Here is a 26,998-nt window from a genome sequence, read left to right as displayed (position 1 = left end):
TTATTCGCACGCTATCGTCCTCCAAAGAGACTGACCAATCGAGAAAGCAGTCCCTTTCGGGCCTCCCACTCGATCATGCCGTTCAACACGTCCTGCTCACTGGTGTCGGCGTCGTTCTCACCGGCGCCGGAAGTCTTGACGGCATGATCACCGATATCGGCCGTCCAGGCCGTTGGATCGACAAATGTGCCGGTTGCCTCGTCGAAGACCCAGGCCTTCACGTCATCATTGCCGAAGCGGGCCATGCCATGGCCTCCGCCGGTTGCCGGTTGCCAGGTGGCAGCCGGAACGTCTCCCCCGTTTCTGGTCCGGCCGGATGCCGCGGCAACCTCGCTCGCATTACCGCCTCCCGATATCTGGAGATCCGAGACGCTGATCCCGGCAAGTTTCATCAGCCGTCGCTCAGTCGGGCTTACGAACAGACCCAACTCTTCGTCGAACACCTTCGCGTCGTTGCGCGCTTCGGGCTGGTTTACTGCCGACGGCAACCGGCGCTCGCCGATGCCGAGCGTTTCGGCCATCACGTCGCCGACAGCATTGCCGGCAGAGTGGGCCAACCCGGCCTCGTGACCCATTTCATGGAGCAGGACCGAGAGGAGGTCAAAACGTCCCTCGGCCGGCCCGCCAGCGATGGCCTGCCACTTGCCGTCGACCAGACTGTACTCCTCGTTATCCTGCGGCGTGAGATCGACGAACCAGCCCCGGCCCGCGGCGTTGCGGTCGATCCTGATTGCACCGAACACGGCTTCGGCCAGTCGGTCGCCCTCGAGATCGACGATCTCAAGGTCGATCGTCCCGAGACGCGCCAAGGTTGCCGCATCGAGCAGACCCGATTTCGCCCAGAGGGCGATGGCATCGTCGAGCACCGAGAATGCCTGTCCTCTGGTGATCTCGCCACCGGTGACGGCCGCATCGCCAGTCGCTGCCAGCAGATTGGCCGCCGTGTTGAAGGCGGGGTCATTGGTGCGGATCAGGAAGCGATCGAACGAGCTTGATCCGACACGCGACATCGTGCCGAAACCGCCATCAACCAGGACAGCATTGTAGCCATAGGTGCCGACGAGGCCGCCATTCACCTGAACGCTGACCGCCGCCCCCTTGAAGGCCACCTTCAACGTATAGTCGACGCCGGCATCAAGGACACGGCTGAAGGACTGATCGACCTTGTAACCGCCCTTGGCGGTGACATGACCGACAAGCACCTTGTCGCCGGCAACATCAAGCGCGATGAACTTATAGTCGTTCGGACCGTAGCTGTCGAAGACAATGCCGCCGGTGCCCGCGGTCGAAAGCTTGGCCTCCAGCTCAAGGTAGGAATCTGCCCTAAGCGTGGTACCGAGGTTGAACGTATTGATAGCAGCGCCCGCCGCGCCGGCAAGCCGGCCGCCGGCGACGGTCCAGCCTGTTGCGGCCGTCCCCGTCATCGGGAAGCGCCCCGTTCCGTCGAAGTTGTCGGCATAGTCGAGCGACAGGTTCGGCGGCAAGATCTGAACCGAGAAGTTGTCCACCTTCGACTTGGAGCCATCGTTGCCGACGCCCACCATGCCGCGGTTGAGGCCCACCGGCGCGCCGTCCTCGATCCTTGGCGCGAAGGTGTAACCGAACCAGTTCACACCCGCGACCGTCACCGTGACGTTCGTGCCGTTGACGGCGACGAGCACGTCATAGGTTATGCCGGCTTTCAACTGAACGGGCTTGTTCGACTTGGCAACCTGATGCCAGCCGCTGGCATCGCGATAGCCCATTTCGATCTGGTCGTTCGAAATGTTGATGCCTGCCCATTTGAAGTCCGTCGGCGAGCGGTAGTCGAAGATGACGTAGGAGTTCGCCTTCCAGCCTGCCAACGGCTTCTGCGCCGTGATCTTCGCCGAGATCTCGAAATAGATCGGCAGATATTGATCGGCGTAGAAGACCGCTGCCGCCTGCCCCGACGAGGTCGCGGATTCGACCGACATCATGCCACTCGACACCGTGAACTTGCCCTGGTCGGCGGCGAAGACGTCGAGCGTCCCGTCGTTGAAGTCAGCTGTGCGTAGCACGTCGCGCTTGCCGCCGGGGATGTTGCCGGCCTGCGGGTCGGTCGGACCACCGGTCTGGTCCTGCCAGATACCGTGATCCTTCTGGGTCACAAGGCCGAGCTCGCCTTCGACGCCACCCTGGAACTGCGACACATGGCTGTACTTGTCACTCCCGTTGACGTTGCCGGTGTCAGCCGTCCGCGTGATGTCGACACCGTCGCTGAAGGCTTGGGCATAGAGGAAGTCGAAGAGTTGTGGCGGCACCTGGCGGCTGACCGTCGCAATACCGAACGGCGCGAACGGCACGAGGTAGCTGTTGAACTCGCCGACCCAATCGATCAGGCGGTCGCCGCCGGTGTTTCCGATCAGGATGTCGAGCCCGGCGCCACCAAAGACGCGGTCCTCGTAAACCGGATGCGTCTCTGGCTGGTCATTGAGCCAACCATTGGTGCTGAGCACGTCATCGGCGTTCATGAGGTCGTTGCCCCAGCCGCCATAGATGTGGTCGCGCCCGGTTCCGCCGACGATCCAGTCGTTGCCGAGATCGCCGAAGATGGCGTCGCTGCCGTCCGTGTTGCGGTCGGCGAAGGCAATCGGCGTTCCGTTGGGCGAGAACGCGATCGCGCCATTGACCAACGGGCCTTCATTATCGACGAGGTTGAGGAAGTACTGGAACTGCGTCGGCGCAACACCCGACTTCCAGACGCTTCCGTTCGCATTGAACAGAATGGCCCGACGCGGATCGTACTCGTCATAAAGGAAGAATTCGCCGAGCTTGCTCTGCACCGGCTTCGGCGCGTTCCAGGGATCGGTGTCGGCGCCGAAGCGCAGGACGTCGCCCGGGTTCCACGGCCGGGTGAAGTCAGTGCGCACCAGCCCGACCACGGCGCCGTTTTCGAAGCGCTGGGTATAGCTGAGCGGCAGGGCCTCGCCTCCGCCGATGGCATCGTCACCGGCCCCGCCGTGGATGAAGTCGTCACCAAGTCCGCCGAAGATGATGTCATCGACGACATTGGCGTCGAACAGCGGATCATCGGCCCCTTGCGCATTCGGCTTCAGGTTATAGGGGGTCAGATCAACGGACTTCTTCAACTGACCGCCGATGTTGATCGTCTCGGTCTGTACCTGCCCGGGCGTATAGATGAACTCGTTGAGCACGTCGCCCTGGCTTGTGCGATCATCCGGGTCAGTGGCAAGGAGCGCCAGGACACCGTAAAGCGGTTCGGCATAGGTGACGCTGTTGCGGCTTGTGAAGATCCGGCCGTCATCGCCGAGGATGCCGTCCTGGCCGGTACCGCCGGAGATCCAGTCATTGCCCCAACCGCCGATCAGATCGTCGTTCTCGGCATCGCCGAACATGCGGTCGTGACCGCCGCCGCCATAGGCGATGTCGTCACCGGTTTCGCCATGGAACTCGTCATGGCCGCCGATGTCGGTCTTCGCCCACAGACCAAATTCGTAGCGATAGGCCGGATCGTTCGGATTCGTCTTCGAGAACAGGTCGGGACGGAAGTCCGGGCCGCCCGGCGTGTAGTCGAGGAGGTGCACGCCACGAACGACGATGCGTTCGGCACCGACGCGGGCCGGATCGTTCACATCGTAATTGAACTGGACGTAGAGCTGCTGGTTTGCCAGCCCACTTGGGTTGATATCGACGCCATTGATCCCGACGATACGAACGATGTTGCCGTTGTCACCGACCATGGTGTCGGCATCGCGGGCGTAACGCGCGGCCGCGAGAGTGCCGTCACCCGGAAGGTCAAGGTCGTTGCGGTCGATTTCGCCGCCGGTACCGCCGAAGATGTAGTCGTCGCCGTCAGGCCGTGCATTCGCATCGGTCAGGCTGAAGAACGATGACGAGCCGCCAATCAGGTCGTCCTGGCCAAGGCCGCCGAACAGTTGATCATCGCCGCCGCCGCCTTCGATGTAGTCCTGGCCGTCACTTGCAGCGGCGAAGGATGCGATCACCGTCAGTGGACCGATCGGATCGGCAACACCGCCAGATGTCCGGGAGGCGCCGACATGCGAAGTTCCGGCAAACGCCAGTTCGATACCGCCATCGCCCTGGATGACGTCATTGCCGAGCTGACCGAAGATCTCGTCATGACCTTCGCTGCCGGCGATGTAGTCGTTGCCGAAACTGCCGACGCCGGCGGCTCCCTGGTCGAAGGCGAAGGTGTGAAGGGCCGCATAGTCGACCGCATATTCGCTCCACCAAGGCGCGCCGTCCGGGTCGCGGTAACGGCGTGCATTACCGTCGACAAGCAGCAGACCGCTGTTGTCGCCGGTGACGGTGCCAAAGCCTGCCGGGGTCGGCCGATCGGTGCGGCTGTAGAGCAGCGCGCCGGCCAAGGTCTGGAAGCGCTTGCTGAAGGTGTCGTCCAGCAGGTTGCCGTCGGCGCCGCCCTGGCGGGTGAGGTAGACGTTGTCGCCGAAGATGCGATCGTCCTGCTGGTCGCCGTCAAGCATGTCATGGCCGGCACCGCCGACAATCACATCGCGGTCAAGTCCGCCGAAGACGATATCATCGGCACCGTTCTGCAGCTCGGCCGACTTGATCGCCGTCACGAGCACGAGTTCGGTCGTCTGGATCCGCTGCTTCAGACCGGACGGCAGGTTCGGATCGTCGACGAACATCTCGATGACGCCGTGGTCGGCGAAGATGATGTCGTCGAAATCGCCGAGCACGCCCGCCGCAGCGACGGCGCTTGGGCCGTAGCCAAGATGCGAAGCACCATCACCGAAGATCAGGTCGCGGCCCGCCTGCATGAGATCGCGGACCGAGGATTTCACCGGCTTGATCGTGGTGCCGTTGGAGTCGGTGTTCGGGTTGGCGGAAGGCAGCGGGCTGTTGTCGACCGTGTCGATGAACAACTGGCGCGTGAAGATGTTCACGTTCACGCCGCTGTCGCCATAGATATGGTCGACGCCGCGGTTGCCGATGATCAGGTCGTCGCCGGAGCCGCCGGCGAGATGGTCGCCGGCCTGGCTGCCATAGATCGTGTCGTTGCCGGCACCGCCGTAGATCGTCAGCCCGACGCTGGGCAGTTGCCCGCCCGGAACGTTCGCAAACAGCGCGCTGGCATCGATGATGTCGTTGCCGGCGAGCTTGAAGGGATTGGCGAGCGGGAAGACCCATTCGTCGTCCTCGTTCTCCCCGTCCTGCAATTGCGGGAAGGGATCGAACGGTTTTTCGCCGAATTCCATGCCGAGCACATTGTGGGCCTGGCCGGAGTACCAGATGCCGTCCTGGCTGGTGTCGCCGTAAACGACAAGAGGCGAGTTCGGACCGGCACCACCATTGACCTTGATGTAGTCGCCGCCGACGCGCTTGCCGCCGTCAAGCGTCACGTCATAGCCGAAGACGCTGAGCGAGACGCCGCTTGCCGGTGTCAGCGCCACGTTCTGCAGCGTCATGACCGCAGCGGTGAGCGCCTGGATCGTGAACGGTCCTGCGTAGCCGCCGACATAGACTTTCTGGCCGACGTAGAAACCATCCGCCAACCAGCTCCCGGTGCTGCGGGTCAGGCCGTTGGTGGCAATGTTCATCGTGCCGGAAGCCGTGACCGTGCGTGCTTCGGCGACATGCAGCGAGCGTTCGGCATAGCTGTTGAACGCATCGGCCGCCAGTGTGACGCCTGCCCCCTGCCCGACGTGGGTGTTCGGCGCACTCAGCACCAGGGCGCTGAGGTCGCCCCAGGTCAAGGCAGAATTCGGCGGAGGCGGCAGGGTCGCATCGACGATAGCAAGGATCGTCCGGGTATAGGTCTCGCCCTCCAGCTGGATGACCTGGCCAACCTGGTAGCGATCTTCCGACCAGTCGCGCCCATCGAGGCGGGTTACGACGATCGAGCCACCGCCGGCGCTGGCGATGTTCATCTTGCCGGCGCTTTCGAGGTACATGTTGCCGCCGCCATGGACGAGCGTCAGGCCGCCATGCGCACCCTGCACATAGAAGCTCTTGACCGCATCGTTCTGTGTGGCAAGCAGCGCACCTTCGAGCTTCAGCGAGAAGCCATCATCGGAGATCTCGATGATGCGGAAGTCGCGCTTTCCGTTTTCATCGACCATGGTGATGAGATGACCGGCAAGATACCCCTCATCCGCCCACTTGATGCCGTCCTGACGGGTGACGATGCCACCGGTGTAGGTCGGGTCGATGTCGACATCGGTGATCACCGTTTGCAGGATCGCATTGGTGACCGGGTTGATGCGGTTGATGGTCCTCGGTGCATCGCTGACCAGCGGAAGCTGGCCGCCGACGACACGCATGGTCGAACCGGAAATCGAGACGATCTGGTACTCGCCCTTGGCGAAGTCCTCGTTGATGCTGATGAAGTCTCCGACCGCGAAGCCGGTCCAGGCGCCGCCGTCGGTGCGCACGATGATCCCGCCGGCAATCGTCTGGGAGACGTCGACGGATTTGTTGACGGTGATCACGTCCTTGTCGATCGCGGTGATCGTCAGCGAGCCGCTGGCAACGCCGGCAAGCGACGAGCCGCTCAAGACCAGGATCGAGTTGTCGTTCGGATCAGCACCTTCTTCCGGATGCAGCGGATCGATGAGCGCGTCATTGATCGCGACGACGGTCCATGTGCCTGCCTGCCCGGCAATCTGCACGGTCTGGCCGACGAGGAAGCCCATGGCCTTCCAATCGAAGCCTGTGCGCACGATCGTACCGCCATTGCTGCCGTTCGGCGTGACCGTGAAGGTGTTGGTGACCTGAACGGACGGTGCCGGATCGAGCGTGCCCTGAATGACGAGGCCGTCGTTGCCCTCGCCGAGCATGAGGTTGACGACCTCGATCGTGCTCTTCGTGGCATTGGTGCCGAACTGGCCGTCAGCGCCGACGCTGATCTTGCCGAAGCTGATCCCGCCCGGGAAGAAGCCGGATTCACCAAAGGCCGGGTCACCGCTGACACCGAGGCCGAGGCTCAGATCGTCGGCCATATTGAAGCCGGTCAGCGTCGTTTGCGTCATGACGCCGTCGACATCTTCCTTGCTGGTGTCGTTGAAGATGTTGAGCACGTCGATCTGTTGCGATTCTGGCGGCTGGGCGCCGATCGCGATCAGGAAGTCGTCCGCTTCACCCGGCAGTTTCAGGCCGTTTTCCAGTGAGCGGTCGGCACCCGTCGGGCCGCCTTCGACAGCCAGCGGGCCGCGCAACTTCGACAGGTAATGTCCCGAGACCGGGAAGACCTTCACGCCTTCGCGCGTGACGGGGATGTCGTAGTTCTCATCCGCCTGCAGGACGACTGTCTGCTGGACAGAGTAGTTCCCCGGATTGAAGGTCGCGACCGCCGCGGTGCGCAGCACCTTGACGCCCGAAAGCGTGCTGCCGACCGGCAGCAGTCCGGCGTTTTCCGAGGTGATCTGGATCGTGGCATCCTTGGTGTCGTTCTCGCCGCGGATGATCGCGATCTTGAAGTTGCCGATAACATTATCGGCGGCGTCGAAGACACGGATCCACTGGCCTTCCAGGAAGCCATAGGCGAGCCAGCCGTCCGCTTCGTCGGCAACGCCGGCGATCGTCATCCGATAGGTGAGCGTACCGTTCTCGACAACCGTATGGAACTGGATATTGCCGGTAAAGGCACCTTCGCTGGCGAGATCCGAAAGGATGACGTCGGCAAGCTGACCGCCGGTACCGAACGTCCGGTCGACCTTGATGAACTTGCCGTTCACCGTGTCGATCGCGGTGATGTAATAATCGCCGCTATTACCACCGGCGTTGCCGATGCGGATCTGCTGGCCGACGAAGAAGCCTTCGTCGACGAAGCTCCCGAGATCGGCGCCCGTGCCGCGGGTGATCTTGCCGTTGAGGCCATCATTGCTGAAGACGAGGTTGCCGTCGAAAATCTGCGTCGGCCTCAGCCCGCCGATCACCGTATAGCCGGAGCCGGGTGTGACGGCGACACCATTGACGCTGACGACATCCGCCAGGCCGTCGGTAACAATCGCGACCTGCACGGTGGTGGTTGGCGCCTTCGTGAGCCGGATCGTGTAGTCGTCCGTGTCGCTGCCATCGGCATTGAGCACCGTCGTGCCGCCGCTTTCGAGCACGACGGCGCCCGCCGTGTCGTTGTCGATGACTTCGATATCGACATAGCCGGGGCCGGACCGCAGATTCGGGAAGACATAGTCGTGGTCGGCATCGGTCGTCAGTACGTCGTCACGCTGGAAGTAGATGACTGCCGTATGAGGATCTTCGCGCGGGATATCGTCACGCGCCTGCACGCCGATACGCACCGGATCGTCCCAATTGGTATGGTCGAAGGTCAGCCGCCAGTAGCCGTCGGCATGTTTGTACATGCGGTCGCCGACCGAGTTGAAGGTGTTCGTCGGATCGTCGACATCGAAGATCTGGATATCCTCGTCACTCGCCTCGTTGAGGAAGAGCTTGACGACGATGATATCGCCTACCTCCGGCGCCGTCTGCAGCTGAACGAGGATTTCATCGGTCAGCTGGGTCGTCGGGCTGCCTTCGATGACGAGAGACCGGCCGTCTTCGATGTTCGTGCCGGCCGCGACCTCGGTCACATAGATACCGGGCGTGTCGTTGTCCCTGACAAGTACTTCGACATTGCGGACGTCAGCCGCGTCAAAGGAGTCGCCGTCGGGGTATTCGGCGTCGATATCGATGACGTTGGTGTCGACGCCGCTGAGATCGGAAATCACGCTGTGCTGGATAACGACCACCCGGTCGCCTTCTGCGCGCGGATCGTCCGGCGCGTAGACATAGACCGTCTGCGCATTCATCCAGTTGCTGCTGTCGAACCGGAGCACGACAGCGCGATCGTTGATGGTCCGCAATACGCCGTTGACGGTGATGACATGCTGGAAGTCGCTGTCGGTGACGGTTCCGCCGGGGTTGACGGTGGACAGCCAGATTGTGTCGCCGAGGCCGTTCGGCAAGGGCGCCGGGTTCAACAGCGTGCCGTCTTCCTCTTCCTGCGGTGAGCGTGCCGCCGAGACGGTGACATAGATGACCTGCCCCGCAAGCGGAGCGACGGCAAGCTTCACCGTATAGCTGTCGACATTGACCGGACCGCCTTCGCGCACGGCAGTGAAGCCGCCGGTTTCGTCGATGCGGATAATGCCTTCGTCTTCGGAAGCGACGTTATAGTCGAAGCCGTCGACGAGCACGCCGTCATAAAGCGCGTCGCCAGACGTGACGAGATGATCGACAGCGCCGGAGGCTCCTTCGAGCTCCCGGGTCACGATGTCTTCGGTCACGTCTCCGGTGACGTTGATGGTATCGGATCCCAGGCCGCCGATGACGCGATAGGCAACGCCGAAGGCGGTCGACTGAACGAAGAACTCGTCGTCGCCTTCGAGACCGTCGACCTCGACCACTTCGATCGTCGTGTAGCGCACATTGAGGCCGGCGCCGAAAATGCCGCGTTCGGTGATTGCGAAGTCGTCGGCAAATTCCGTACCGAGGATAACGAGCTTGTCGAAGCCTGTGCCGCCGTCAACGGAAACCGGTGCGTTGACGTTGTACTGAACCTCATCCTCACCGCCGCCGGCGCGGATATCGGGCGCCCGCGCAACAGAGAAGCCGAGCCCGATGATCGGCATCGCAACGCCCTGATCGTCGCGCACGATCACGTCGTCGGTATAGTCGTCGGGTGTGGAATCGGCATCGGCGAAGTTGATGACGCCATCGCCATTGGTGTCGAGGGTAACGGCCGGCAGATCGTCCTGATCGATCGTGCCGTCGCCGTTCCAATCCTGATTGGCGACCGCGGCGATCGCAAAGGCCCGCACGATGAACAGGTCGTTGTTGTCGTCGCCTTCCAGTCTCAGCTCGGCCTGGTTCGAATAGACGCGGAACTCGTCATTGCCGGTTCCGCCCTGGGCGACCAGCGGCGCACTGATGCCGGGGCTCAGCCAGCCGCGCGTCGTTGCGACCATGTCCGGGAAGACATCCTGGGCAAGCAGGCCGCCGCCGAAGAACGGTGTCGCCCCGTTTTCCGGATCGTCGGTGCGCTTGTTGCCGAAGATCTGCCCGATCTGGAAGGAGTCGTCGCCCGCTCCACCCTGCAGCGAGACGATTGCCGTCGTATCGTCCGAATAGAAATTGTCGTTGCCGCCGAGGCCTTCGATGGTGACACGTCCGTTGAGCGCCGTGTCATAGTTGATGCGCGCACTCTCGTTCGAAGGCTCGTTGTCTTCAATGGTATCCGCATAGGTCGTGGGCTGGCCATAGACCATCGCAACATAGGCGGGCCGATCGGCCGTTTCGTGCGGCAGATAGTTCGCACCGCGCAGCAGGAAGATGTCGTCGATCGGCTTGTTGCCGTCGCCGTCCTTGCCGTTGAAGGCGGAGTTGTAACCGTAGATGTTCAGTGCATCGACGCCGTCGTTCGACCGCCCGGTGTCGAGCACGTTGATGACGTAGTTGCGGTTGAAATCGGTGCCGGCCGTGCCGCGGCCCGGATTGTTCGAGCCGAGCGTGTAGACCTCGTAGAGATCACTGCCGGAGACGCCGTCGAGCGTCAGCGTATGCTCGGCGACCGTCGTCATGTTGGGCGATGTTTGCGTCGCCGTATCCTGGAGATAATAGACAGTGAAGCGGTCTTCGCCATCTGCAACCGCCGGGTTGAGCGTCTGGCTGCCATAGGCGCGGGTCTTCGAGCCGAGGAAGATATAACCGGGGCTGCCCTGGCTATTGGTGCCGCCGGCGCCCGAGGGATCGCCGAACTGGATCGTGTCGACATCGGTATTGCCGAAGATCCAGGTCAGGTTCGTTGCGTGCGGTGCAGAGGTCTTCGGCGCGGCGGTTCCGACCGGAGTGCCATTGTTCTTGTTGCCGGGTGTTACTGCGGCATTGGCGATGATGCGCCCACGCAACAGCATGACCGAGCCGAAACCGATGTCGGCATTGGCAAGCAGGCTGATGGTTTCGTCGAAGGCGGTGACGTCGCCATAGATGTCGATGCGCTTGGCCGCCAGGATCTCACTGTTCGAGTCGAGCGTGACATTGTCGCCGACGCGCAATTGCACATTGCCCTTCTCGGCGAAGATCTGACCATGCGGGATGAGACGCTCGGCATCCGCCTGGAAGGTCGGGAAGGTGGCGCCATCCTCGGAGAAGCGCGCGCTGCCGCTGTGCAGGAGATCGAGGTTCTCACCCTGAACCCCTGTCTCGCGAACGGTAATGCGGATATCGCCATCATAAGTATGCGCAAGCACGAGGCGCAGGTTGCCGGCGCTTTCGCCGGGGTTAACCGGGGCTTCCGCCAGATAGATGTTGTTGTCAGCCTCAAGGGCGACATCGTCGTTGGACGAGCCGCGCGAGGAGTCAATTTCGAGGTCGTTGTTGAAGGCGCCGATGGAGCCGCCGCCATTGGCGTCGAGATCAATGCTCTGGCCCATGAGGTCGGCAAAATCGTCGCCGGCGCCGTTGTTGCGGGCATCGAGGATCGAGCCGGCGACGGTCCGCAGCGAGATGTCTCTGGTCGTGTGAACGGTGTGGACGAGAAGATCGCCGGCAACTTCGTCGAGGAAGATGCCGAGCGTGTTGTCGGCGGTGGTATCGAAGGCTCTGAGCACGCCCAGGCCACCGACGCCGTTGCGGATGTCGACGTTGATCTCGAGGAAATCCGTCGGCAGGCCGATACCCCCAAGCGGTGAATTGATGTCGAGCAGCGTCGGGTTGAGAACTTGCGCAGCGACCTGCGCATGGTTCGGATTGAAGAGGCCGACGCCGGCCGCCATGGTGATGTTGCGGCCGGCGACATCGGCTTCGACGTCACCCTCCGTCAGGCCCCGCGCATCGAGAATGCGCCGCGGCGAATAGAGCAGTACATCCGACGCGGTCGATTTGATGCGCTCGACGCGCATGTCGCCGGTCTTTTCGCTGAGAGCGATATAGCCGTTCGTCACCACATCGATGTCGCCGTTACCGGCAATCTCGGTGATCCCGAGAACGTTGATAGTCGTTGCGATGGGCGCGGGATTTGCGGCAGCAACGATGATGTCGCCACCAGTGGTTACGGATCCGGCCTGGAGACCGGGCAGAGTCCGGCTGCCAGTCGCGGGGTCGATGCCACGGAAGTCATATGTCGAGGCGATCGTCGTATTGCCCGCTCCGAAGACACCACGGCTCAGCGGTTCGGGGGACCCGCTGTCCGGCCGGAAGAAATTGTAATGGGTGAGGCCGGCCGCCTGGCTCGGCGCCTTGACGAGCACGCCCCCAGACGCGCCGGCGCCGGTCTGCTCGATGCTTGCCTGCAGAAGCACGTTAGCGGTATCGCCGGCGCTGATCCGGTCGATTTCAACGATGTAATAGCCGCCGCCGAGGTCTTCGCGCAGCAGTGCTTTGAGGTCGAGATTGACGTTCTGGACGGCATCAACCGTGAAGGTCTCGGCCGAAATCAGGCTGTGCTGGTTGGTGAGCGGCCCGCTCGGCGAGAGATTGATCGCGACACCGGCAAGGGCATTTCCAAGCGTGCTCGCCAGCCTGACGCTCAGGCCATCGGACGACGCGATGACATAGTAGTAGCCGCCGTCGACGAGCCCGCCGATAGCAGTGCTGACCGCGTCGTAGCGAACGAGTTGGCCGGTGTAGAAGCGGTTTTCGTGCCCGAGGAAGATCTGCTCGGTTAGCCCGCTGACGCGGCCGGTATCGAAGCTGATAAGTTGCGGCAGGCCGGCACTGTCGACGATGTCAACATTGACGCGGTTACCTGTCGTTCCAACATTTTCCTCGGCACGGACGTTGAGGATATGCGTGCGGATGAGAGACTGACGGCCGTCGCTGCCGGTCACGCCACGGTCATTGGTGGCGAATACGGATCCGTCGGTATTGACGATCGACGTGGTCCCGATCGGGTTTTCGATGGTGCCGTTGATATAGATGTCCGAGTGACCACCCGTGTCGGTGATCTCGATCAGCGTCGGCGCCACCTCGCGTTCGATGTTGAAGGTGAGCGTCACGGTCTTCGACGGATTCAGCCAGGCAAGCGGCTGCTCGTCGGTGACGACGTCGATGTTGTTGATGATGATGTCCTTGTCGGACTCGTTGCGGATCGTGACGCGCTGGAGGGTGTCGCGGAAGGTCCAGGTGCCGCCGGAACCGCTCATCGAGTCGGAATCGAAGACGACATCACCCGGGCCGGGATTGACGATGTCATTGACGACGATGTCGTCGCTCTGGATCGTATCGCCCTCTCCTTCGCTGCTGCCGCCGCCGCTCGCACTGTCGTTCACGGTCACTTCGACTGCGACATCGATTTGGCCGTCGGCGCCGATGACGAGCTGTTTGACCACGAGTTCGGGCGAACGTCCGGAAAGGATCAGGACATCCGAATTGAAATCGATCTGCTGCGGTCGATCGTCGGGGCTGCTGCCATCAGAGCCACCGGCGGCAAGCGAGCGCTTGCTGTAATCCGCATCGTCCGTCTGAGAAATTGAACCGTTGACCGTGGAAGCATAGAGCGCCAGATGCTCGCTCGACGCCGCCGGCTCCTGCGGATAGTCCGGATGGCCGAGCACGGCATCGCTGTTATTACGCGGGCCAGCGGTGACCAGAGCACCGGACGCACCGAATATCTTCGACGCCACGTCGGTATCGTTGTGCGCATCGGAGTCGACGAAGCCGAAGAGGCCGGTCGCGCGGGCATAGGACTTGGCATGGGTCTTGACGTTGTCGTAGCGCGTGACGAGATCGACACCTTCCCAGCCGGTCAGGTCGGAATCGGCATTGATGTGGACTTCGGCCTTCGGACGCGCCGTCAGCGTGCTTTCGGCCTGGCCCTCGCCATAGAAGCCTGCGCCGCGGCCGTCGCTACCCGCGAAGACATCGAACCGTCCGACCTTCGCGCTGGCAACGGCGCGTTTGGCGCTCAGAACAGCCCGATCACCGAGGGTGGCGATGGTATCGGCTTGATCCGGATCGGGGGTCGGATCGGCGACACCGATATAGACATGGGTGACGGCGTCGCCATCACCACCGAAGCCGATGCCCGAACCGGTCGCGTTGGCGGAAACGCCGGCTTCGGAGTAGGCCGTCAGCTTTGCGAGCTCGCCGGCAACGACGATCGCGTCCGCGCCGATCGTTGCCGCACTGTTGTACTCAATCCAGACAACGGTCGTCGGCGAGGCCACGCCGACCGCACCGCCGGCGCTTGCATGCGACGAAGCTCCGGTATTCACGTTGGTGCTGGAAGCAACGGTGACGTTCTTGCCCGCGACGATGCGGGTGCCGGCGCCGACGGAGGCGACGCTGTCGACGTCCTGGTAGCTGTTGGCATCGGCGTCGCCAACGGCGACGAAGCCGCCGGTGCCGTTGACCGCGTGCGCTGTCGTGTTGGTGGTTGCCGATGTGCTGACCGAGACGTCACCGGTCGTCGTCACAAGCGTTGCCGAAATCGTGGCGCTCACGTTCGCGTTGCTGGTGATATTCGCGTCGTTGCCGTTGACGCCGACAAAACCGCCGCCCGACCCCTTCGAATAGGCTGACGACACGCCGTCGCCCGACTGCGGCGCGATTTCGCTGAGAGACACCCCGCCGGGGCCGAACAGGAATTGCCCCCCGGCCGCCGAAGTCACGGCGTCGTTGAGATCGATGCGCAGCTGCTGTTCGCTTGCGGCATCGCTCGAAATATCGACGGCCAGTGCGCCGATCCGATGGTTGGCATAGGGGCCGGATAGCCCGGTCGGCGTCAACGTCATTTGCGTGCCACCAGTCGGCGCGTCCCAAAGTTCGAAAGTGTCGTCACCGGGGCCGCTGACGCCACGGACATAATAGGTCTTGCCGTCCTCAAGCCCGCCAATGGGCAGATTCTTGGCGTTGATCAGCGAATGGATATCGTCGGCGGTCTTCGCCTTGTTGGGCGTGAGCGTGATGATCGACTGATCGAAGGTCTTGGTGAGCGTCGTTTCCGTGACGCTGTTGACGACTGACAGGATCAACGTGCTGCCGCTGACGCCGGTAACGGTGTAGGTGCCGCTGTTGGCGCCGGCGCCGCTGATGAAAAGGGTACCGGTTCCAAAGCCGAAATCGGCCCAGTTCTCGCCGTCGGTGCGGATGATCCGGTCGCCAGCTCCATTGCGGACGAACTGAACCTGTTCGGTGACGACGTCGTTGCGCTTCAGTTGGATCGTGGTCGAATTGACGACGTGGACGCGATAGGTCTGGCCATCCGACAGCCCACCGATCGCCGTACCCGGCGCTCCTGTTTCCGTTTCGACATGATAGACGACGTGCTCGCCCTCGCTGAACCCATGGTTCAGCGCGTTACCATTGTCGTCGAAGAAGCGAATGTTGTTCTGCGCGCTGTCGTCGATCGGCGAACCGTCGGGATTGAGTGCCGTCGGATGGACGTCGACTTGCCGGCTGACGAAGGTCTTGGCGTCTGGCGCGTCATAGGTGACGGCCATGCCATTGGTGAACCCGTGACCGGAGATCGTAATCTGATTGCCGGCGATGTCGTCGGGCTGGAAGTTCTTGAAGTAATTTTGCGGATTGACCGCCTTGTCATGCGTATTGACCAGTTTGATATGGGACTCGTCGATAACCAGAACGTAGTAGAGATTGCCTTCGGTCAGGCCGAAGCTGTTCACCGTTTCGTCGGGGCCGGCGTAATAACGCACGGCATCACCGCTGATGAAGTTATGCGCGCCCTGGAAAGTAATGATCTCGGTTTCGGAATCGATGCTTGCCGCATCGAAAGTCGAGCCGAAGTATAGCTTGTTCGGGTCGACATTGCCGCCATCGACGACGTTGATGACATTGTACTGTCGATTGACCGCAGGATCCTGAGGATCGGGCCAGTTGAGGCCAGGGATCACCGCGCCGCCGGTTCCCGCATCGTATTCGACGGTATCGCCCGTCACGAGGCCGTGGTTGTTGACCGTGATCGTGTTCGCCACTCCGTCGGCATCGACGACCGCATAGTCGGGCTGCGTCCCAGGAATGGGCGCGGCAATCGCCTCGACGGAGACGTCGCCCGTCGCATTGATGACGCTGCCCGTTCCAATGCTGCTGGAGACGGTCGGGCTGACATTGGTGGTCGCGTCGGAGTCGCCGGCGCCGAAGACGCCGCCGATCGTCACGCCGACGACCTTGGAGTCGCCTTCCGTGTTGGCGAGTGCCTTCAGGCGAATGTGACGGGCCGACTGGATGGATGTGTTGTTACCGATGGTCGCCGCCACGGAGGACGGGCTTGCCGTTGCCGTGGCGCTGTTGAGCGTCAGCGCTCCAAGGACACCGCCGCCAGTCGCTTCCGCAACCGCAAGCGCGCCGTTGATCGCAAGCGCGTCGACCCCGATGTCGCGGACCGAAACGATGTTGGCGTTCATCGACGCATTCGACTGGCCGTTGGCGACCGCCTCGGCATCGGTTGCACCCACCGCAGCCGCACCGAAGGAGTTTGCCTCGGTATTGGCGACCGCGTAGTTGCGCAGCCGCGACTTGATATCGATGTCGTTGGTGATCGTCAGGGCACCGCCCGCACCGATCGAAGCGGTTACAACGGCATTGGACCTGGCGGTGGGCACTGCGCCCTGGCCGCTGAACAGACCGCCGCCCGAGGCTTCCGCGAAGGCCTTGGCGCCGCGATCCGTGGCGGTCGCACCGGAGAAGTTATGGGAGGCGAGGATGACGATGCCACCGGCGGAAATGGTCGAACCGCCGCCAATCAGCGCACTTGTCGTCGGCACCACATTGACGGTCACGAAACTCGTGCCCACAGCGCCGAGACCGATGCTGAGCGCGAAAACGTCACCCTTGGCATTGTGGCTTGAGAGCGCTTCCAGCGTTACCGTGCCGGAGGCATCGATGTTGGCGCCACCAAGGATCGATGCCTCGATGTTGGTCTCGACATCTATCAGCGCGAAATTGAAGGAGAGGCCGAGCGCACCGCCGGCGAGCGCGAAGGTCTTCGCCTTGGCGTCGACGGTCGAATCCGCATGCACGGTGATCGCGCCCACCGTGTCGGTCTGGCCGATCTGGCTGCCCGAGCCGATGGTTGCCAGAGCCTCGATCGTGCTGTCGTCCGTATCACCGATATTGAGGTCGACATAGGACGCGCCCGCAGCCACGGCGCCGATCTGTATGCCCGTCGTCGTGACGTCGAAATCCTGCGTGTTCGATGCGGTGACCGAAAGAAGGCTTGCGCCATCCACGACCGTTCCGTCGAGCAGGCGCGCCTGTACGCGGCTGGTATCGTTGATAACGATGACCGAGGCGCCCAGGCCAACAAACCCGCCCTGGAAGGCGACGGTGGTTACATCGATCTCTTCGTCGAGTTCAGCTTCGACCTTGATCTGGTTACCGGCCTTGAGATTGCCGCCTGCCTTTGCCTTGACCTGCTCGGACACATTGAGAACGGTAACAGCTGCGCCGGCGCCGACCAGGCCGACGGCGGCGTTGCCGATCAGCAGATCGACCTTCATGTTCTGGCGCGAAACGACCAGGATATCATGGCCGGCTTCCACGTCCGCACCGGCTTCGATGGTTGCAGTGGTGCCATGCTCCTCACTCGTCGGGGCCAGGGCGGCATTCAGGTCGGCGGCAGAGAAGAACGATGGATCGCTCAACCGGTTCGATGCGCCCTGCATATTGTCCCGGACGCGGGAATCGGCTGTACGCGCATTTCCGTCGCCGGTGAAGCCGGTCATCTGACCGGTCAGCTCGCCGACGCCGCCGTCGGTCTTCTCGCCAGCGTCAGCCGCTGCGGTGTCGCCACCGCCTGTGGTGGCATTGTCGGACGTGCCTTCTTTCTCGTTGGTATAACCGTCCTTGAAGTCCTGGCCGATCGACCAGACGGACACCGACGCACCGAGGCCGACGACACCGCCAACGCCGCTGAAGGCAAAGCCCTTGAGGACCTGAATCGAGTCCGCGCTGACAGCGACGTCGTTGCGCGCCAGGATGTCGGCATTCGCGCCGATCGAGGCTGTCGTATCGTTCTTGATGCTGCCAAAGTCGATGCCGCCACCAATGCCGACGAAACCGACGGCTGCCGAACCTGCAAAGGACGTGATGCGGACATCGTTGGCCGCGTTGACGTAGACACCCTGCCCGAGGCCGACAGCGGCCGGATGCAGTTGATAGTTGGCAAAGCCCTGGTTGATCGCAGCACCCGCGCCGATGGCGGCGAAGGTATCGGAATCAATGATGGTCACGCTGACCGCGCCGGCAATGCCGACATAAAGCCCGCCCGCGCCGGCAACGGCGATGTGGGTGACGACTTCGGACGATTGCGCCTGGACGATGACGCCGTGCGCCTCACCGGACAGCGTCGAGAAGCCGGTCGGATCGCCACCGCTGGTGGCAATGTTGCCGTTGAGCACGTTCGTGATGCCTGCGCCGTTGGCGCGCGCATCAATGGTGGCGTTGGCGCCAATCGTCGCCTCGGTGTCCTTGGTGACGTTAACGACGCCGACGGAACCAGCGGCGCCACCGCCGGAAAGGCCGATGGCAACCGCGCCGGAAACGATCGTGAACTGGGAGTCGTCCTTCGCCATGACGGCGACGTCGCCACCGGCTTCGACGGTCGAATCCCCGATGCGCGCAAAGGTGTCGGCATCGATCGACACGACCGAGACGCCGCCGGCAAGGCTGACCGTGCCGCTGAGCGCCAGGCCGGCGGAGACGACGAGAACCTTTTCCTTCGCCGTCGCGATCACCGCCACGTCATTGTTGGCATCGACCAGGGTGTCGTCGCCGATCGTTGCGGTTGTTTTCGTCGTAACCACCGACACGTCGACCGCAGGCGCGGCCGCGGCCGAACCGCCGAAGGCTGCACCAGCACCAACGCCGAGATGGCTGAAGTCGCTGGCCGCAGCGACGAGCACGGACTGCGCTCCATTGCCGCCGCCGCTCATATCCTGATTGATGCGGGCGCCCTCGCCAATCAGCGCAGTGGTCGTCGTATTGAGCACGTTGACCGCCGCGCCGACGGCGACACCGACGGAGCCGCCACCGCCAACGCTGATCGCCGCCGTTTCGATATCGTCCTTGGTGCTTGCCGAGACCGCGACGCCACGGAAGCCGCTGTCAACGGAGGCTGTTGCAATCCGCTGCTGGGTCAGGCCCGGATCGGTTGGCGTCCCGTCATCGCTGTGATCCTGGTCGAGGTCGTTGAATTGTCCGAGGCCGCCGCCCCCTTCCTTGACCGGCACGCCCGCTTCGAGACTGTCCTTGCTGACCTGGCCGTCGGTCTTCGGATCGTAGCCGTCGCCCATGTTTTGCGAACCGGCAAAGCTGATATCGAAGCGACCGGTGCGTGCCGCCACGCTGTGCTGGCCCTCGCCCGTCACGCGCGCATTTTCGCCGATGAACGATTCCGTCACCTTGTCGACGACCGCGACGCCGGCAGCGACACCAACGCCGGCGCTGCCGCCAACGGCGACGCCGCCGACGATCAGGTCGAGTTCCGTTTCGTCGATCGCTTGTACGAGCACGCTGCCAAGCGCGCGCACGTCGGTCAGGCCCGCATTGGCGATACCGTCGAACGGATCGTCACCGATGAAGGCGCGGGTGGTCATGTCGAAGACGAAGACATCCGCCGAAACGGTGATGCCGGCGGAGGAGGCACCGCCGGCGGCGACCGAGAAGGAACCAATGTCCTCATTGCTGGTTGCCTCGACCTTGACGTTGCCGTCAGCGTCCATGTCCATGCCGGAGTCGATCGACGCCTGCGTGGTCTTGATGAGCGTCGCGATATTGACGCCGGCGCCGACCGCCGCGCTGCCGCCGGACACCGCAAGCGATCCGGCGACTGTGAGCAGATCCGTTTCGCCATAGGCGTAGACCGCGACCCCCGGATCGTTTGCACCGGACTGGGCGGTCACCGCCGTATTCGAGCCGATGCGTGCGATCGTTGTTTCCGTCAGCACCGTGACGGCGACAGAGCCAGCCACAGCGGCGCTGCTGGTCGATACACCGCCGGCGGCGGCGATCGTGGTCACGTCCTCGGTCGAAATCGCCGAGACATCGAGACCGACAGGTCCACCGGTTTCAACGTCGGCGTAGCCGCGGATCTCGGCCTTCACGTCGTCGATGTGAACGAAAACGGTGCCGGCGATACCGATGCCGGCCCCCTGGCCGAAGGCGACGCCGCCGGCGAGCGCAAAGATCTTGGCGTCACCGGTTGCCTTGACGGAGACATTTCCGCCGGCATGAAGCTCGGATTTGTCGAGTGCCGTTCCCGTCTCGACATAGGCTTCGGTCGAGGTGTCGAGCACGACGACACCGACGGAGGCGGCAACGCCCGAGCCGCTGAGGCTCAGGCCAAACGTGGCGGCAATCGAGGTGATGGTGTCGAACGAATCCGCATTGACCAGGATATTGCCGGTAATCGCACCAAGATCCGCGGTTCCGCCGACCCAGGCGCTGGTGTTGCGAATGATGACGTTCACGTCGAGGCCGATGCCGACACCGGCATTGCTGCCGCCGGACAGCCCGATGCCGCCAGCACCGCTGACGACCGTCAAGATGTCGGTCGCCTCGACGGTCACGCCGCCATCGCCGTCAAAGTCGGAGCCGTCATTGATGAAGGCATGCGTCTCCATGAAGATGACGTTGACGCTGGAGGAGCCACCCACCGCCGTTCCGTTGCTTGCCGCAACGCCGGCAGCAAAACTGGTCACCGCCAGATTGCCGATGACAGGAAGGCTCTCCGTAATCGGCAACAGCTCGGCATGCGCGGTGACACCGATCGCGCCGGTTGCCTCGGCATCGACGCCGGTTCCGACGTCGGCCTTGGTGTTGAGATCGTTGACGATGTTGATGGAGACCGCCACGCCGACGCCGGTGCCACCATTAAGGCTCAGCGCCGCGCCGCCGGCGATACTCTGCATCTCGTTGACGCTGACTGCATTGATGGCAATGCCACCGGCATTGGCGTCGAGATCCGCATTGTTGCCGATTTTGGCACTTGAATTGACGTCGAGATAGTTGATCGCGACGGAGCCGCCGACGGCTGTATTCTTCGACACGGCGCCGGCCAGTGCCCGCGCCTGGAAGGTATTCCTTTCGCCGTCGGCCGTGACTGCCCGGACCTTGATCGAGCCGGCGGTAAGGTCGGCGCCGGAATTGACCTGCGCGGTGTTGTCGAGCAAGGCAATGTTGAGGCCGACCGCGGCGGCGACGCCGGTGTTGGCGCTGGTGTTGGTCGCCGTTGCCGTGCCGAGTGCGCGCGCGTCGGTGGTCATCGTCGCTTCGATTTTCATCGCACCCGAGGACCCGATCACGACATTGCTTGCGATCGTCGCGGTGTTATCGGCGTCGAGGAAATTGACGGCGATCGTTGCGGCGACGCTCGTCCCGCCCTGTGTCGACTTGCCGGTCTCGTTCGTGCTCTTGCTATCGGCGGTGCTAAGGCTGCTGCTGCCAGATTGGGTCGGCGCCTTCGAGCCGCCGCTCTGGTTCTGCGCCATGCTCGTCTGGTTGCTGGTCTCCTGGTCGGAGTTCGCCTTGGAGGTATCGTTGCCCTTGGCGCTGGCCTTGGATTCTGCCTTCGTGTCGAAGGTCGACGTGGCGGTGACACTGACATTGTTGGCGCCGGAGAAATTTCTGCCGACAAAGGCGTCGTTGGTCACTTCGGCGATGTTCAAAGCGAGCGAAACACCGACGCCGACATTGCTGCCGGCCGCTTCGCCGTCGCCGAGGGTATGGATCGTGCTCGCATGGGTCGCCTGCGCGGCGAGATTGCCGGTGAGTGTGATCGCGCCCCCGGCACCCGTGCCGATATGCGCATCCGTGTCGTTATCCACGTAGGCGACTGCAATAGCGCCGCCGACGGCGGTGCTGCCGGCAGCGCCAGCTTTGGCCGTGGTGGTGACCGTATCGTTCGAGGTCGCAAGAACCTGGAAATTACCGGTGTTGCCGCTGACCGTTTCACCGTTTTCGATCCCGGCGAAAGTCGTGTTGAGTGAAATTCCAAGCGCTATCGATGCGCCGACGCCGGTGCTTCCGGAACCGCTGCCGGCACCATGGGCGGTCGCCTCTGTGGCCGATTTTGTCGTGTTGGTCGCCTGCAGGCTGACGTTGCCGCCAGTGAGCGCCACTGTCGTCGTGCCGCCACCGCCGTGATCGAGCCCGATCGTGCCGAGCGTATTGGTGGTTGCAACGCTCAAGGCAAACGAACCCGCCACGCCGGTGTCGCCTCCGCTCGCACCCGACGTGGATTTCGCACCGAAATTGTGCTCGGCGTTGCCGCCGACCGTCTTCATTGTCGCAGAAGCCGTGAGGCCATCGGCCGTGATATGGGCGCCTGCCCCGACCGAGGCTTCGTTGCGCATGGTCGCGACGTTGATGGCAACGGCGACACCGACGCCGGTGCCGCTGCTCGTGGTCGTTGCCTTGCCGTCGCCGGTGGCACTGGCATTCATGTTGTTTGAGGACTGGAGCTGAAGCGCTCCGATGCCCGCGCCCTGCCCGGCAATGATCGTAACGCCATCACCGATCGAAGCGACGGCGAGCGACGAAGAGACGTTGAGGGCGAGTGCAGCCGCGACGCTCACCTGGCCGCCACCGGTGCCGCCCTGGCTCGTTGCGGACTTGTCGCCGGTGTTCGTCTTGCCCGATTTCTCGTTGGCGAGCTGCTTTTGCTTGTTCTTCTGATCGTCAGCGGTCGTGTTGCCGCTCGTGTTTTCCTTGTCCTTGTCCGCGCCGGCAGCGCTGGCTTTAGCCTCAACCGTGCTGGCGCCGTCACCATGGGCCGCAAGGCTGACATTGCCATCGGCGGTCAGGTTGCGGGCGGTGGTCGCGGTCGCGCTGTCGTGGACAAACGCCAGCGCGATTGCCGCACCAACCGCCGTGTCACCGCCAAGAGCATCGCCCAGTGCCGATGTGGTGCTATCGCCATGGTGGGTCGCGGTGGCGCTGAAGGCGCCGTCAAGGTCGATAAGGCCGCCGGTGCCGAGCTTCGCCTCCGTCACGTTGTCGGCAACGGTGATCGCAATCGCGCCACCGACGCCGGTACCATCTTCAGCTGCTGCCCCGGATTCTGCGGTCGTGGTGGTCTTGTGGCTGCCCGTGGCGCTGAGCGTCAGGTCATCGAGGCCGCTGAGGACAACGGAATTCTCGACCTTCGCCGATGCTGTATTGTCGGCGGCGTTGATCGCGACGGAGGCACCGACGCCGGTGCTGGCACTTTCGGCATCCGCCTCGGCGACAGCGCTGCTTTCGGACGAGTTGGAGGCTGTAAGCGAAGCGTCGTCGCTGCTGAGCGTGACGCTGGCGGAAGGCCGGATCGCCGCTTCTGCGGTGGCATCCGACACGTTGAGCGCGAACGATCCGGCAACGCCGGTGTCGCCGCCGCTGGCGCCGGAAGTCGAATGCGCTTCGAAGACGTTCTTCTGGTCGCCGCCGACGTTTTTCATCGTGGCAGACAGCGTGACGCTGCCGTCTGCATTGATGATCGCGCCGGTGCCGATGATCGCCCGGTTGCTCATATCGGCGACGTTGATCGCCACTGCAGCACCGACCGCCGTGCCCGAAGTTTCGCTTTCGAGCGTCGCGCTGCCATCGGCGATCGCCGAGGCATCCATGTTGTTTTTCGCTTGCAGGCTCACGCCGCCGGTTCCGGCGCCGTCGCCGGCCGTTATGGTGCGGCCATTGCCGATGCTGGCGAGCGTTTCGCTGTCGGAGACGTTGATCGCAAGGGCGGCAGCAACGCCGACATCGCCACCGCTGCCGCCGCCGGTATTGGCGGTCTGGCTCGTGCTGTCTGCATCGCCTGATTTGCTGTTGGCGAAGTCGACCTGCTTCTGTTTCTGCTGGTCGGCCTTGGTGTTGCCATCAGCGGATTCGTCGTTCTTGTCGGCACCCTTCGCGCTTGCCTTGGCTTCCGCCTTGCTGGAGCCGTCGCCCAGCGCCGACAGGCTGACAGAGCCGTCAGCACGCAGATTCCGGTTGGTGGTCGAGATTGCACGGTTGTCGACAAAGGCAAGCGCGATCGCCGCGCCGACAGCGGTCGAACCGATAGCGGTACCGTCAGCCGTGGCCGTGCTCAGCCCATGATGGGTCGCCGTTGCTGAGAAATCTCCTGTTATGTCAAGCTCGACGTCATCGGTTCCGAGCGAGGCGCGGGTGGTGTTGTCGATCACGTCGATCGCCACTGCGCCGCCGATGCCGGTGCTGCCACCGGTGCCGCCGGCTTCCGCCGTCGTTTCGGAATCATGACTGCCGGTTGCCGACAGCGTCACGCCGTCTGCGGCCGTGACCGTCGCGCCGTTTTCGATGAGGGCGTTCGTATTGTTGTCGATGACGGCGAGCGCGACCGAGCCGCCAACGCCGGTCTCGCCGGCTTCACCGAGATCGTCGCCGTTCGGGGTCGCGGCGGTCTCGGCATGGGTGGTCGACGAAGCCGTGAGGCTGAGGTCCGCACCATTGAGGTCGACCGAGGCACCGGCCTCGATAACGGCCTCGACGTCGGTCATGATGATGCTGATCGCCAGAGCGCCGGCGACATTTGTTTCGGCGCCGCCGGCACCGGCTTCCGCCGTCACGACGAAGCTGTCGCCAGCATCGAGAGTGGCATTGAGGTTGACGACGCTTGCCGTCAGGTCCGAGGTGCCGGCGATATAGGCTCGCGTGGTCACGTCGGCTATGCCGAGCGCGACAGCCACGCCGACGCCGGTGCCGGCGCTACCCGTGGCCGAGCCGTCTGCCGATGCCGTGACGCTCTCGGTGGAGGTTGCCGTCAAGCCAAGGGTGCTCGCAGAAACAAGGGTCGAACTGTCGACATAGGCCTCGGTTGTGGTCCGGTAATCGGAAACCGTGACGGCACCTGCAAAGGTGATGTCACCGCCACTCGTCGTGGCCTTGTCCGAGGTGTTGCTGTCCTGGTTCGGGTCGGCGAGCCTCTTTTCGGATTCGTTTGAGCCGTCGCCCTGGTTCGAACCGCCGGCACTGGAAATCGCGGTGGTGCTGACATTGCTGGTCAGTGTTGCGCTAAAGGCGACGGAATCAGGCAGATTACCACTATTGGCGTTGAGCGCCGAATTGCCCGCCATATAGGCGCGCGTCGTCGCGTTCACTTCCGAAACGGCAACGCTGGCACCCTTGGAACCGGAGCCGCCATCGGCGGTTGTCGTCAACGCGAGATTGGTGTCGGCGGTCAGAGAGACCGCGCCGGATACGTTGAGGGCGCTGCCGCCCAGCACTTCGGTGATGGATTCGCTGACGACGACCGTCACGGAAACCGCGGCATCCTTGGTCGTGTCGTTTTCGCTTGCATCGCCTTCGTCGGCCGCGGTCAGCGAAACGCTGACCGAACTGCCGGCCGAAAGGCTCGCAGCTGTCAGCGTGCTGTTGTCAAATTTGATCCTCGCCTCCGGCAGAATCGTGACGATGACGCCTTCGAGCGGCCCGACTTCCGCGGTCGAAGCCGAAACGGTCGCATCTGCCGTCGCCGATATCTGCACGGCGCCAGAGGCAGTGATAGTCGCGCCACTGAGGTCGATGATCGCCTCGGGTGTCGCGAAATAGGCGCCGCCGGTGATTTTGCCGTCGTCTTCGGCGAGCGCCACAAGGGTGACCGTCGTCGCCGAAACATTACCTGAAACCGTGATCTTTTCGGCATGAACCGCCAAGGCGCCGAATGTATTCGTCCCTTCGATGAGGACTTCGTCGTTGCCGTCATCGCCGGCCGTATCGGCAGCGTTCTCGCCAAAAACGGTAAGGCTTGCAGCCCCGAGGTTAACGCCGGTAACCGTCAGGACATCCTTCGACAGGAGCGGGATGCCGAGGTCTGCGCCAAGTTTGATCGTCAGGCTGTTGGTGGGCTTGGCGAAGGTGACCTTCTCGAAGGTCGGGATCAGCGACAGGGACTCAAGCGTCAGAGTGCCGTCACCGTTATCCTTCAGCCGAGCTTCGTCGTCGAAATCGCTGGTCGCAATAACGCGATCGGCGACGACCGTATTGTCGGTGATCGGCTCGAGGCCGTCGTAGCGCAGAACCTGGCCATCGCGGGTAATCGTGCCGGACGCGGGGCCAGTCGCAACGTAAGTGACGGAATGGAAGACACCGCCATCGAGAACGAGGCTGTCGAAGCCGCCGGCGCCGCCGTCCATGACGCCGGTCAGTCCGCCGCCGGCTGAAACGAAGAAGGTGTCCTCGTTGTCGGCAGAACCTCTGAGATTCTCAACCTCGACGAAGGACACCCCTGAAACGTTGCCGGCGTTGAGCCCGGTTATGTTCCAGTTGGTATCTACCGGAGGTCCGATCACTGCGTCGCTGCCTGCTCCGCCACTCAGGAGAACCTTGCCCGAAATGGCGTTGTCGAAGCCGTTATGGACGAAGGTGTCGTCGCCGGCGCCGGTGTCGATCGTCAGCTTCAGATTGGGCGAAGCAAAGGTGTAGGACACCAGCGCGCCGCCATTGATGCTGTCGAGCGTCGAGAACCCATCTCCCGGCGTGCCGGCGTCGCTGAGGCGCAGATTCTGCCCCTCGCCCGTCACATCGGCAAAGATCCGCTCCTGCGCAGTCGTCGCGTCGGTCACGGCCGAGACGCCGCCGATACCGATCCGATGGCTGATCTGGCCGTCCACGGCGGTGAACACGCCGGACCCTGCGCCATCGGCCGCGAACTCGACGAGATCGAACACGCCGCCCGTCAGCGAGAGCTTGTCGTCGCCGTCGCCGCCTTGAAAGTCGATGTCGAGCGCCTGAAGGAAATCCGTACCGAAATCGATTGTCAGCGTGTCGTTCGCCGCAGTGCCGGTCACCCGGATATAGTCGATCTCCGCAGCATTCCGCTGCGCAACCAGGAGGCTCGACCTGTTGTCGTAGACCTGGACCGCCTGGATGAGATTGTCATAGCGCAGGCTGTAGTCAGCGCCGCCATCACCGACCATGTCCACCGCAAAGGGCATGATATCGGCCGACAGCAAGTAGCGAGGCTCCAGCGTCTCTAGCGCGAGCCCGGGCAGATGGGTGGTTTCGGAGCGCGGTGTGAAGCTTCGCGCCTTCCTGCCACCGAACCATCGGAAAAGGCGTTCGATCATCGCCGTTTCCT

The 26,998-nt window shown here is 63.1% G+C and carries 1 protein-coding gene; it reads right to left on the bottom strand.

Annotation, left to right across the window (positions count from 1 at the left end; genetic code table 11):
• Positions 1-11: 11 nt before the first annotated feature.
• Complete coding sequence (locus ACQ5BM_RS26635; RefSeq protein WP_429817838.1) at positions 12-26,987, bottom strand: LEPR-XLL domain-containing protein; 26,976 nt, start codon at positions 26,985-26,987, stop codon at positions 12-14.
• Positions 26,988-26,998: the final 11 nt, after the last annotated feature.

Source organism: Ensifer sp. B1-9, from assembly GCF_050474445.1.
Lineage (GTDB): Bacteria > Pseudomonadota > Alphaproteobacteria > Rhizobiales > Rhizobiaceae > Ensifer.
This window is presented reverse-complemented; position numbering and strand designations above follow the sequence as displayed.